The organism is Streptomyces sp. NPDC006925 (assembly GCF_042869575.1).
In the GTDB taxonomy this organism is placed as follows: Bacteria; Actinomycetota; Actinomycetes; order Streptomycetales; family Streptomycetaceae; genus Streptomyces.
On the sequence record NZ_JBIAGB010000005.1, the window covers coordinates 60,847 to 74,180 of the forward strand.

Sequence of the window (13,334 nt, forward strand, 5' to 3'; positions counted from 1 at the left end):
GGTCAGCGGACGGGAACGCACCGTCGCGCGTCGAGCAACTTCGCTGTGCCGCCGAGCAGATGTTCGGTAATCGTATCGATGTTGCGGCGCTGCCAGGGTTCGAGTTCGGTACCCCGCACCCAGTCGTTGAAGGCACCCATCGCGGGGCCGCAGGGGATGTGGTAGTCGACCTTCCGGGTGGCGTCGCCCTGCCGCGCCAGAGCCAGCCCCTGGACCAGGTAGCTCCGGAAGACCGCGGCCATGTCCTGCTTGGGGCTGCCGCCCGGCCCGACCTCGGCGAGCACCTCGGCGAACGGGCGGCGCAGATACCGCCGCTCGATCTCGTCCCGGGTGCCGGAGTCGATGTCCCGCCAGCGGTCGTGGGCACGCCAGAGCTGGTGCAGCTTCGCCGCCTTGGCCGGGTAGAACACCCCTTTGCGGACGACCGTGTTCCGCACGCCCAGCTCGAACATCTCGGGCCAGGGCGCGTCGTCCACGTCGTGCACGGACAGGCTCTGCAGGATGTCCTTGGTGTGCGGGCTGGTCGCGGCCTCGACGGTGCACTGGTTGATCGAGCCCGTCAGCAGGAACTCCGCGCCCATGAACAGCGCGGCGGCGGCCGCCTCGGGCGTACCGATCCCGCCCGCCGCACCCACGTGCACCCGCTGCCGTGCACCGGCGGCCAGCCGGTCGCGCAGCCGCAGGACCGAGGGCAGCACGGTGGCCACGCTCGCCGGGCTGCTCAGCCACCCGGCACCGGCCTCGACCACCAGGTCCGTCGCGACCGGGACCGAGCCCGCACCGGCCGCCTCCTCCTCGGTGAGGTGACCGTGCTCGCGCAGGTGCCGCACCACTTCCGCGGGGGCGGGCGAGAGCAACTGCTCCGCCAGGTCCGTGCGGTTGACCTTCGCCAGCACCGCTCCGCCCTTGAGCCGGAACTTCACCAGCGCGGGGGTGATCTCCAGGTGGCCGGACGCCTCCACCACCCGCACCCCCATGCGCAGATACAGCTCGGCGAGCGCCATCTCCCGCTCGGCGTCGGCCTGCTGGTAGGGCAGCGCCGCGCCATAGGGGTTGTCCCGGCCCAGCCCGGCGACCACCGTGCCGAGCCCGCTCTCCACCTCGGCCGGGGTGAGACCGCCCGCGCCGTAGAAGCCCATGCCGCCCGACTTGGCGAGCCGTGAGAGCAGTTCCGGACCCGAGACCCCGCCGTACATCGAGCCCGCGACGCAGGCGTGCCGCAGTCCGTAGCGCTCCCGGAACGAGGCGGCGCCGAGACCGGTGAACTCCGCGGTCCCGTCCGGGTCCGGCCACCCGGCTGCGTTTGATGGCGCGGCCTGCGCCGGACCCGCCACCGCCGGTCCGGCTCCACTCGACCCGGGGGCCGCACCCGCCGGTTCGGGGGCCCGAGCGCTCGGCCCCGGGGTCGTGGGCAACGGTTCGGGCGTCGGTGCCGCCGGTTCGAAGGCCGGGGCGGTCGGCCCGGAGGCCGCACCCGTCGGTTCGACACTCCGAGTGTCCGGCCCCGGGGCCGGACCCGCCGCCTCGGCGGCCGGATAGGCTCCGGGCCGCCGCGAAGCCGCGGGCCCGGGCACTGCCGTCGGCCGCGGAGAGCCGTCCGCCGGGGATACGGGTGCGGGCTCGTGCGCGGGAACGCTCGCTGGTCCGGCTTCCGCCCGGGACGCCCCGGGTACGGCGGCCGGCCCCGTCGCCGACCCCGCGGACCGCGCCGGACCGGCCGACTCCGCGCCCGCGGACGGACCGGTCGCGGCCGGAGCGGTCGCGGACGGAGCGGTCGCGGACGGACCGGCGACAGGCGAATCCGCCACCGGCGCCTGGGCGGACGCCTGCTTCTCGATCCGGGCCACCAGGTTGCGCAGCACCCGGCCCGGGCCCAGCTCGACGAACTCGAACGGGCCGCGCCGGCGCAGATACCGGACCGAGTCGAGCCAGCGGACGGGGTGGTCCATCTGCCGGGTGAGCCGGTGGACGAGTCCCGCCGCGTCGTGCGGCCGGGCGTCGACGTTGGCGATCACCGGGATCCGCGGTTCCTTCAACGGGAGGCCGGCGAGGAACCGGCCGAACTCCTCGGCGGCTTCGGAGACGAACGGTGAGTGCAGCGCGCCGCCCACCCGCAGCCTGCCGTAGCGGGCCCCGGCCGCCTCGGCCAGCGGCTTGACGGCGTCCAGGCCGCTGTCGGAGCCGGCCAGCACGATCTGGTCGGCGGCGTTGATGTTGGCGATGTGGACGTCGTCGATCCCGGCGATCAGGGACTCGACGGCCGGCAGGTCGCAGCCGACGACGGCGGCCATCGAGCCGGTGGCGACCTGTCCCATCAGCTCCCCGCGGCGGGCGACCATGCGCAGTCCGGTCTCGAAGTCGAAGACTCCGGCGGCGAACAGCGCCGCGTACTCGCCCAGGCTGTGCCCCACCAGGTAGTCCGGCGGGACCGGATCCTCCGCCAGACGTGCCAGATAGGCGAGTGTCGAGACGGTGTAGAGCGCGGGCTGGGTGTACTCGGTCTGCCGGAGCCGCCCTTGCGGGTTGTGCTCGCACAGCTCGCGGACGGAGTAGCCGAGGACGGCGTCGGCGGCGGCGGTCTCGGCGGGGAACCTGTCGAACAGCTCGGCACCCATGCCCTGGGACTGGGAGCCCTGCCCCGGGAACCCGTAGACCTTGGCGACCTGCATCGAAGCTCCTTCCGCCGGAGGCGGGGCGGGCCGGCCGGACGGGGCGGGTGGGACGGCCCGCGGCGCGGCGCCGGGCGCGGGCCGGAAGGTGTCCCGCACCTTGGCGAGTTGCCGGCTGTCGTGGCCGAAGATGCTCAGCAGCGGATACGAGCGCCCCCGCGCGGGACCCAGCAGCGCGGTGGTCAGATTGTGCAGGGTGCTGGAGGGGCCCAGGTCGAGGTAGCGGTGCGGGCCGGTCCGCTCCAGGCCCCGGACGGCGCGTTCGAACTCGATCGGACCGGACACGACCTGCCAGTAGTGCTCGGCCGTCGGGCGTGCCACCGGCTCCCCGGTGGCGCAGGAGACGAGGGGGATGCGCGGCTCGCGCAGCTCCAGGCCCCCCAGCAGCTCCTGGCAGGCGGCCCGGCGGGTGTCCAGCAGCCGCGAGTGGAAAGCGTACTCGACCGGGACACGCTGGCAGGGGACCTCCGCGGCGCGCAGCGCCGCCTCGGCCGCCGCCAGTCCGTCCTCGGCCCCGGAGACCACGAAGTGCTCGGGGCCGTTGCGCGCGGCCAGGTCGGTGTGGTCCCGCAGTTCGGGCATCCGCGCGTGCAGCCCGGGGTCGGCGAGCACGGCGAGCATCCCGCCGGAGGGCAGCCCCTGCAGCGTCCTGGCCTGCTCCACGACGAGCCGCAGGCACTCCGGGACGGTGAGCACGCCGGAGACCGCCGCCGAGGTGAACTCGCCCAGGCTCGACCCGAGGAGCAGATCGGGCACGATGCCGTCCGCGCGCAGCAGTTCGACCGCGGCCAGCTCGATCATCACGATCGCCGGGTGGGTGACCAGGGTGTCGGTGAACGGCTCCCCCACCCGGCCGCCGTGGTAGAGCTGGGCCACCACCGAGCGGCCGAGCAGTTCGGCGACCATGGTGTCGAGCCGGTCCAGTTCGGTGCGGAAGACCGGCTCCTGGTGGTAGAGGCTCTCGCCCATCCCGAAGTGCTGGGAGCCCTGGCCGGAGAACATGAAGACGGTCGGGGTGCTCACTGCCCACCTCCGGCGAGCGCGAGGACGTCCTTGATGACGAAGCGCCCCTCCCGGAAGCCGGACACCGGACCGGCCGGGGCCGTGGCACAGCGTGCCGCGGCCAGCAGCTCGCGCACCGGAGCCTCCCCGGCCTCCAGCAGGGCCCGCATGACCTCCGCGTAGGCGCCCAGGAGGAAGCGGACGGTCTCGTCGGTGAACAGGTCCCGGTAGTAGGACATGTGCAGGGTCATGGTGCTGGTGGGAAAGACGTCGACCCGCAGCGGGAAGCCCATCCGGGTCACGTAGTACCCCGGCGGGAACCGCTCGGAGGTGTCGATCCCGACGTTCTGGAAGACCAGGTAGCTCTCGCAGGGCAGTTGCCCGGGCGGCAGTTCGCCGTGTGCGAGGGCCTCGTCGAGCACGGTGTACTCGTGGGCCGCGACCTGCGCCATGTCGGCCATCACCCGGCGCAGGAGCTCCGGGAGGGGTTCGGCGCCGTCGATCCGGGTGCGCAGCGGCAGGATGTTCAGCGTGGGACCGACCATGGTCTCCAGTCCCTCCAGCGCGGCGGAGCGGCCGTTGAGCAGCATGCCGTGCGCGACGTCGGCCCGGTCGCCGTCCCCGGTGAAGGCTCCGAGGGTGAGGGCCCATCCGGCCTGGAACAGCGTGTTGAGCGTGGTCTTCCGTTCCGGGACCAGTGCGCGCAGTCCGGCGGCCAGGTCGTCGGGCAGGCTGATCCACTGGCGGCCGTAGCCCTCCTCGGCGCCCACCCGGTTGCCGGGGACGCGGGGGGCCAGCGCGACCGGTTCCCGCAGCCCGGCCAGTGCGCGGCGCCAGTGGTCCGCCTCGGCGGCCCGGTCGCGTGCGCGGGTCTCGGCGACGAAGTCGGCGAAGCGCAGGCCGGTCTCGGGTGCCGGGGTCCGCCCGGCCGTCAGATCAGCGATCACCGCGTCGAACTGGCGGGCGATGATGTCGTAGGACCAGCCGTCCAGGCACAGGTAGCTGAGGCTGGTCACCATCAGGCAGTGCTCCTCGTCGAGGTCGGCGACGAAGTAGCGCAGCCCGCCGGGTACCGCGGGGTCGACCCCGCGCTCCCGGTCGGCCGCCAGGTGGCGCTCCAGCTCCGCGTCCTGCTCGGCGGGGGACAGCCCCCGCCAGTCGGCGTACTCGAACTCGACCCGGGGCTCGCGGTGCACGACCTGCATCGGCTCCTCGACGCCCTCCCAGACGAAGGAGGTGCGCAGCGCCTCGTAGGCGCGGGCCAGTTCGGTCGCGGCCGCGCTGAACACCTCCGGGTCCACCATTCCGCGCGGCATGGGGGTGAGCCGGTGCACTTGGAAGGCGCCGGTGGTGGGGTGCGCGAGCAGGGTGCGCAGGGCCCAGGACTGGAACGGCGCCAGCGGCTGGACGGCCTCGACGGCGGGGTCGGCCCGCAGCCGGTCCAGCACGTCGGCGGATGTGACCCCGTCGGCGGACGAGACGTCCGCCGGTCCGGCGGGTTCGGCTCCGTCCGGTTCGGCGGCCGCGGTGACCGCGGCGGCCAGCTCACTGAGGGTGCCGTGCTGGAAGAGCATCTGCGGGGTGAGTTCGATGCCGCGCTTGCGGGCTGCCGTGACGACGCGGATGGTGTGGATCGAGTCGCCGCCCAGCTGGAAGAAGTTGCTGCCGGCGCCGACCCGGCCGGCGCCCAGCACCTCCTGCCAGATCTCGGCGAGGGCGCGTTCGGTCCCGGTGGCCGGTTCGACGGCGTCCTCGGCGTCGTCGGCGAGCTCGGGCAGCGGCTCGGGGAGGGCCGTGCGGTCCAGCTTGCCGTTGGTGTTGATCGGGAAGCGGTTCAGCGGCACGTACGACGAGGGCACCATGTAGTCCGGCAGCCGGTCCTTCAGGTGCGCGCGCAGTTGCGGCAGGAGCGCCGCGGCGGTGTTGGCGAACGCCGGGTCCGTCGAGGTGTCCTCCGCGCGGACGTGCTCGGCGGGCCGGTCGGCGATCCACTGCCGGGCCGTACCGGGAGTGGCGAGCAGCACCGTGTAGCGGCCGTCGGCGGCGCCCGGCGTCCAGCTGAGCCGGGCGGTACGGCCGAGCCGTCCGGCCAGCCGCCACCAGCGCTCCGGGTGCACCGCGCCCCCGTCGGAGGGCCCGGCGCCGTCGGAGGGCAGTGCGGGGGCCGGGTCCTCGGCGCCGGCCCGGTCGAGCGCTGCCCGCGCCGCGACGACGTCGGCCAGCCGCGCGTTGGGCACACCGCGCACCACGACCGCCTCCGGGTCGCGGGTGCGGATCAGTTCCTCGACGGAGGCGAGGGTGGTCCCGTCCGCCGCCCAGTCGAGCACGGTCTCGGGCACCTGCTGGGCCACCGGGGCGCCGGTGTGCAGGACGGCGTCGTAGCGGTAGCGGTTCATCTCGTTGTCCCGCTCGCCGCGCCGCAACTGCGTCTCGACCCGGCTGATCCCGGGATGGTCACGGCGCAGCAGGTCGAAGAAGGCGGGGTCCAGCACGAGTTCGCGGTCCTGCGCGGCGGCGTGCCGGATGCGGGTCCGCGCCTGTGCGGCGCCGGGTGCGGAGTCGGCGCGGCGCAGCTCCACGTCGGCGTGGAAGGTGTCGAACACCTGGAGCGCGCGTACGTCGCCGACGAACACGGTGCCGCCGTCGGCGACGACCCGCAGCGCTCCCGCGATCACCTCGCGCAGATAGGCCGGGTCCGGGAAGTACTGGACCACCGAGTTGATGACGACGGTGTCGAACTGCCCGTCTGCGAACGCGGTCAGGTCGTGGGCGGGCAGCACGTGCAGCTCCACGTCCGCCAGGTCGGGCCGCGGCTCGACCACGGTCTCGCGCAGGTTCCGGACGGCCGTCGCGGACATGTCGGTGCCGTGGTATTCGGTGCAGTGCGGGGCGATCCGGGACAGCAGCAGCCCGGTACCGCAGCCGATCTCCAGCACCCGCTTCGGGCCCAGCTCCAGCACGCGGTCGACCGTGCTGGTCGTCCATTCCCACATGTCCATCGGGGACAGCGGCTCGCCGGTGTAACTGCTGGTCCAGCCGCGGATGTCGAAGCCCGGTTCGACGGCCGGGCCCTCGTCGTAGACCCGGTCGAACACCTCGCGCCACTCCACGCCGCGTTCGCCGTCCCCGGCGGCGTCGGCGGTGGCAGTGCCGGCGTCCGCGTCGGTGCCGGCGTCGGCGTCGGCGTCCCGCTGCGGGATCACATAGGCGACGAGTCGGCTGCCGTCCGCATCGGGCAGTACGACGGCCTCCCGCACCCCGCGGTGTTCGGTGAGCGCCGCGCCGACCTCGCCCAGCTCCACCCGGTGGCCGCGGATCTTGACCTGCTGGTCGGCGCGGCCGATGTACTCCAGTTCGCCACTGGGCAGCCAGCGCACCAGGTCGCCGGAGCGGTACTCGCGTCCGCCCGGGCCCTCGACGAACCGCTCGGCGTTCAGCTCCGGCCGGTCCAGATAGCCCAGGGTCACCCCGTTGCCGCCCACGTACAGCTCGCCGCGCACCCCGATCGGGCTGGGCTCGCCGTAGCCGTCGAGCACTCGCGCCGACAGGTCGGGCATGGGGACGCCGATGGGCGATCCGGACGAGGCCCACTCCAGATCGGCCCGGGTGATCTCGCGGTAGGTGACGTGCACGGTGGTCTCGGTGATGCCGTACATGTTGACCAGCCGGGGCTGCCGGTCGCCGTGCCGGTCGAACCACGAGCGCAGCCCCGGTACATCCAGCGCCTCGCCGCCGAAGGACACCACGCGCAGGGCCAGTTCGCCCGGCGGCGCCGCCTCCTCGGCCGCGGCCAGGTGCCGGAAGGCCAGCGGCGTCTGGTTGAGGACGGTGACCCGCTCCTCGCGCAGCAGCCGGAGGAAGTCCTCCGGCGAGCGGCTGACCGCGTGGGGGACCACGACGAGGGTGCCGCCGTGCGTGAGCGCGCCGAACAGCTCCCACACCGACATGTCGAAGCTCGCGGAGTGGAACAGGGACCAGATGTCCTGCGGACCGAACCCGAACCAGCGGTCGGTCGCCGCGAACAGCCGGGTGATGTTGGCGTGGCTGACCTGCACGCCCTTGGGCCTGCCGGTGGAGCCGGAGGTGTAGATGACGTACGCCGGATCCTGCGGCCCCGCTCCGGGCAGCCGTCCCGGTGCTTCCGCGGGCGGATGGCCCTCGACGGTCACCACCGCGGCGCCGCCGGCCGCGAGGCGGTCGGTCAGATGCCGCTGGGTGACGACGATCTGCGCCTTGCTGTCGTCGAGCAGATACTGGATCCGCTCGGCGGGGTAGGCCGGATCGATCGGAACGTAGGCGCCGCCCGCCTTGAGGATGCCCAGCACGCCCGAGACCAGCTCCGGTGACCGCTCGGTGGCCAGCGCCACCAGCGTGCCGCGCCCCACGCCCCGGTCGCGCAGGACGCGGGCCAGGGCGTCGGACTGCTCGTCGATCTCGCGGTAGGTGAGGCCGCGGCCCTCGTGCCGTACCGCCACCGCCTCGGGTGTGCGGCGTGCGTGCTCGGCGAACAGCTCGTGGGCCAGCTCGGCGGGGACCGGAACGGTCTCGGACTGCGGGCCCCACTCGTCCTCGATCCGTGCCCGCTCCTGGTCGGTCATCACCGGCAGCCGGGCGACGGTGGTACCCGCGTCCCGCCCCACGGCCTCCAGCACGGTGCGGTAGGCGGCCAGCAGCCGGTCGACGGTGTCGTGGTCGAACACCGCGGAGTTGTACTCGACCTCCACCAGCAGGTCGTCGTTCCGGTCGACGATGCTGATCCACAGGTCGAACTTGGAGGTGGCGTTGCGTACGCCGGAGATGCGCTCGACGGTCAGTCCCGCCGGGGAGCGCAGCGGACGGGCGGGCAGGAAGTTGAAGCAGACCTGGAAGAGCGGGTTCTGGCTGAGGTAGCGCTCGGGCCGCAGATCCTCCACGATCGCCTCGAACGGGACCTCCTGGTTGCGCTGCGCACCGGAGGCGCCCTCCTGCACCGCGGACACCAGGTCGGCGAAGGTCTGCTCACCGCTGACCTGGGTGCGGTGCACCAGGGTGTTGACGAAGAACCCGATCAGCGGCTCGACGTCGGTGTGGGTGCGGTTGGTGACCGGCGAGCCCACCGGGATGTCCCGCTGCCCGGTCCAGCGGTGCAGCAGTGCCTGGAGCGCCGCGAGCAGCACCGTGTACAGCCCGACGCCCTGCTCGCGGGCCAGCTCCTGGAGGCCGTCGCGCACCGTGCCGGGGAAGACCAGTTCGGCGTCGCCGCCCTCGAAGTTCTGCACGGCGGGGCGGGGCCGGTCGAAGGGCAGTTCCAGGTGCTCGGTGATGCCGGAGAGCCGCTCGCGCCAGTAGGAGAGCTGGTTCTCCAGCCGTTCGCCGCTCAGGTGCTCCCGCTGCCAGAGCGCGAAGTCGGGGTACTGGATGGGCAGCTCCCGGAACGGCGAGGGCCGGCCCGCGTCGTAGGCGTCGTAGAGGGTCAGCAGCTCCTCCCAGAACAGCCCCAGGGACCATCCGTCGACCACCACGTGGTGCGCGTTGAGGAAGACGACCCAGCGCTCCTCGGCCAACCGGAAGAGCACGACCCGCAGCAGCGGCCCCTCGGCCAGGTCGAACGGCTCCCTGGCGAGTTCGGCGATACGGGCGTCCAGCCGCTCGGGTTCCGCGCGCAGGTCGTGCGTGACGACCGGGAGGGTCAGCTCCTCGGCCACCCGCTGCCACGGCTCGCCGTCCTCGTCCGGCAGCGTGGTGCGCAGCGCCTCGTGCCGGCGCACGATCTCGTCCACCGCGCGGCCGATCAGGTCCGGGCGCAGCGGGCCGCTGATGGCGAAGGTCATCACCACGTTGTAGGCGGGGCTGCCGGGCACCATCTGGTCGAGGAACCACAGCCTGCGCTGTGCGAACGACAGCGGGGGCCGGACCCCCGGATCGCGCCGGGGGATACCGCCGCCCGCTGCGGACCCCGGCTGCCGACGGCCCCCGGCCAGCTTGGCCAGCAGCGCCCGCTTCTGCGGCGACAGCCGATCGCTGCCCGCGCCGGCCTTCTCGTCCAATGACATGGGGAGTGCTCCTTCTGCCGAGTTCGGTGGGGTGGGGGCCGGGGCGCGGGTCAGGCGAGCATGTCGGCGACGACGCTCTCGGGGAGCTCGTCGATCCGCTCGACCAGTTCGGTCTCCACGAGCCCGGCCATCGCGGCGACGGTTCCGGCCTCGAACAGGCCACCGAGGTCGAGTTCGATCGGGAAGTGGTCCCGCAGCCGCGAGATGACCTGGGTGGCGAGGATCGAGTCGCCGCCCAGCTCGTGGAAGTCGTCCGCCGGTGCCACCGAGGCCAGCCCGAGCACCTCCGCGACCGCCTCGGCCACCATGGCCTCCAGCGCGCCGCCCTCGGCGGTGGCCGGCACGGCCCCGCCGCCGGCCACTGCCGGAACCGGCGCGGCACGCCGCTCGGACGCCGCCGCGGCCGTCGCGGCCGCGGCCGGCTCGACCGGTGCGGCGGCGTCGGTGGCACCGGCGTTCTCGGCCAGCAGCACCGACTCCAGCGCCCGGTCCTCGCGGGTGGCCAGCAGCGAGTAGGCCCGCACCGAGCCCAGTCCGGCCCGCTCCAGCGCCTGCCGCCACATGGGGGCGCTGAGCAGCGGCCCGTTCGGCAGCCGGGTGTCCTCGAACGACCACCAGCCCGGCATCAGTCCGAAGGTCAGGGTCGGGAACGGCTGCACCCGGGTGACCTCCAGCAGGATGAGGATGCCGCCGGGCCGCAGCAGGGACCGCGCGTTGGCCAGCGTGCGGTCGATGCGCGCGGTGGCGTGCAGGACGTTGGTGGCCAGCACCACGTCGTACTCGCCCCCGGCGAACCCCTGTGCCGCCGCGGGCCGTTCGATGTCCAGCACGGCGGTGTCCAGGAAGTCGTGCTCGCTGCCGTAGCGGTCGGCCCCGTAGCGGGTGAAGCCGCGGGAGATGTCGGTGTAGGTGTAGCGCACCCGGTCGCTGTAGGGGGACAGCGCGGGCAGCACCGAGGCGGTGGTGCCTCCGGTGCCCGCTCCCACCTCCACGACCGCCACCGGCACCTGAGGGTCGCGCTCCAGCCGGGCTGCCGTGTAGTCCGCGACCAGCCGGGCGACGAGCGCGTTGGCGTCCTGGTCGCTGTGGTAGACGCCCTCGACCGCGGTGAAGGAGCCGTCGGGGAACAGCACCTCGTGTGCCTTGCGCTTGCCGGTGAGCACGTCCGGATAGGCGTCCAGGCAGGTGGTGAGCAGCTTGGCGAAGCCCGCCATCTCCGGCCTGCGCTCCAGCAGCCCGCCGGTGAGGCGGTCCACCTCGGTCTCCTCCCACTGGAGGGTGGCCGCCGCGCACCGCTCGGTGGTGACGAAGCCGTCGCCGTCCTCGGCGAGATGCCCGGCATCGACCAGGATCCGCACCAGCCCGGCGAGTTGCCGGTGGTGCTCGGCCACCACGCCGAGCCGCCCGATCAGTTCCTGGACGGTGTACCGCTCCCCCGCCGCGGCGAAGACGCCCATCCGGCGCAGCGACGCCAGGAGCAGCTGCTCGCACAGCGCGGCCAGCTCGTCCGCCAGCTCCTCGGCCTCCAGCGCGGCCCGCAGACTGGTGCGGTCCGGGTGCTCCGCCAGGTGTGCGGCCGCCGCGGCGTCCAGCTCCGGCAGCACCGACGGCACTCCGGGCGCGGTCTCCTCGACGGGTCCGGCGGGCTGCGCGGACCCCCCGCCACGGGCGCTGTCGGCTGAGGCGGCCGGGGACATCGGTGCCGAGCCGTCGGTGGGGCGTTCGATGGGCGTGCCGTCGGCCCACACGTGCGGGTAGCGGTGCCGCTCGAACGGGTAGCCCGGCAGCCCGATCCGGCGCGGCGCCGCACCCAGGTGCAGCCGTGCCCAGGACACCGGCTCCCCGGCCGCCCACTGCCTGGCTGCCTCGGCCAGCGGCGGGGCCAGGTCCTGCGGTTCGCTGCTCTCCCCCGCCGCGATCCCCTCCAGCCGGTCGGCCAGCTCGGCGGTGGAGTCCGCGGCCACGGCCGCGCGCTGCGCCATCGCCTCCCGCCCGACCTGCAGGGTGTAGGCCACATCGGCCAGGTCGGAACCGGCCAGCGGGCCGCGCAGCGCGGTGGCCAGCTCGGCGGCCTTGGCCCGCAGCCGCTCCTCGCTCCGCGCCGAGAGCGGCACCAGGTGCCGCCCGGGGCGGGCGGCCCGCGGCCGCGCGGGGGCCGGGAGGTCGGAGAGGACCAGGTGCGCGTTGGTGCCGCTGTAGCCGAAGGAGCTGACCGCGGCGTGCCGGCGGCCGTCCGGTCCCGGCGCCCACCCGGACTCCTCGGTGGCCACCCGGACCGGCGCCGCGGAGAAGTCGATGTGCGGGCTGGGCGTGCTGAAGTTCGCCGCGGGCGGCACCACTCCGGCCCGCATGCTCAGCAGCACCTTGATGACGCCGAGCACTCCGGCGGCGCCCATGGTGTGGCCGATGTTGGCCTTCACCGAGCCGATCGGGCAGTACCCGGTGCGGTCGGTGAGCCCGTCGAAGGCGGAGGTGATGCCCGCGATCTCGATGGGGTCGCCCAGCGTGGTGCCGGTGCCGTGCGCCTCGAAGTAGCCCAGGTCCTCCGCCGCGACGCCGCTGCGGTTCAGCACGCCGCGCAGCAGCCCGGCCTGTGCCTGGGTGCTCGGGGCCGTGATGCCGGAGGTGCGGCCGTCCTGGTTGGTGCCGCTCGCCCGGATCACCCCGTGCACCCGGTCGTTGTCCCGCAGCGCGTCGGACAGCCGCTTGAGGACGAGCATGCCCACGCCCTCCCCGACCAGCATGCCGTCGGCGGCCGCGTCGAAGGGGCGGCACCTGCGGGTGCCCGAGACAGTGCCCAGGCTCTGCATGGTGAGGAACACACCCGGGTGGTTGGCCGTGTACACGCCGCCCGCGAGTACCAGGTCGGCCTCGTCGGACAGCAGCAGCCGGGCGGCCAGGTCCAGGGCCACCAGCGACGAGGAGCAGGCGGTGTCCATCGCCAGGGCCGGACCGGCCAGGTCGAGGTGGTAGGCCAGCCGGGAGACCATCACGCTGGTGTCGGAGCCGAGCAGCGAGTGCGCGTTGTACTCGGCCTGGGGCGCCAGCCCGGTGGTGCCCACGACGGTGCCGACCCGCTGCCCGCGCAGGGTGGCGGCGTCGATGGCGGCGTCCTCCAGCGCGTGGTAGCTGGACTCCAGCAGCACCCGCTGGGCCGCGTCCATGGCCGCGGCCTCGGTGGGCGCGATCCGGAAGAACCCCGGGTCGAACGCGTCGGTGTCCGGCATCGCTCCGTAGCGGGGCAGCGCCGCGCCGGGGAACGCTTCCTGGAACATCCGGACCGCGACCGGGTCGTCGATCTCCCGGGTGACGTCGCGGCCCTCCCGCACCAGGTCCCAGAACTCCTCCGGGCCGGCGGCGCCGCCGGTCCGGCAGTGCAGCCCGACGATCGCCACCTCCTCCTGGGGGCCCTGCGCGGCCAGCACCGACTCCACGTGTGCGGCGAGCCGGCCGATGTCGGGGTGGTCGGCGACCACCCCGCTGGAGAGGTTCGTCCCCAGCTCCGTGTTGATCGCCTCGACCAGCGAAACCGACCTGGCCAGGTCCAGTCCCGCAACGGTGGTCAGATTCAGTTTGGCCGCGGCCTCCTCGACCACGCGCACAACCTCGGACATGTCTCTCCCTCCCGGTT

General features: G+C 73.9%; 3 protein-coding genes. All 3 read right to left on the reverse strand.

The features are described 5' to 3' along the window. Positions 1–2 precede the first annotated feature (2 nt). From fabD to ACFYNS_RS09740, 3 genes are read right to left on the reverse strand one after another with little or no spacing between them, the layout of a single operon-like run. Positions 3–3,692 (reverse strand): ACP S-malonyltransferase, encoded by a 3,690-nt coding sequence (gene fabD, locus ACFYNS_RS09730; protein ID WP_388601907.1) that lies wholly within the window; start codon positions 3,690–3,692, stop codon positions 3–5. Beyond that, entirely contained in the window at positions 3,689–9,703 is a 6,015-nt protein-coding gene (locus tag ACFYNS_RS09735; protein WP_388601910.1) for an amino acid adenylation domain-containing protein, read from the reverse strand. Before ACFYNS_RS09735 ends, fabD begins: the two co-directional genes overlap by 4 nt. A gap of 50 nt (positions 9,704–9,753) precedes the next feature. Next, a complete protein-coding gene (locus tag ACFYNS_RS09740) occupies positions 9,754–13,317 on the reverse strand; it encodes a beta-ketoacyl synthase N-terminal-like domain-containing protein (protein ID WP_360293666.1) in 3,564 nt (1,187 codons plus the stop codon). Positions 13,318–13,334: the final 17 nt, after the last annotated feature.

Bases quoted from the DNA above. Each gene is read 5' to 3' on its own strand.
- ACFYNS_RS09740 (WP_360293666.1), bottom strand. From the start codon at position 13,317: ATGTCCGAGGTTGTGCGCGTGGTCGAGGAGGCCGCGGCCAAACTGAAT.
- ACFYNS_RS09735 (WP_388601910.1), bottom strand. From the start codon at position 9,703: ATGTCATTGGACGAGAAGGCCGGCGCGGGCAGCGATCGGCTGTCGCCG.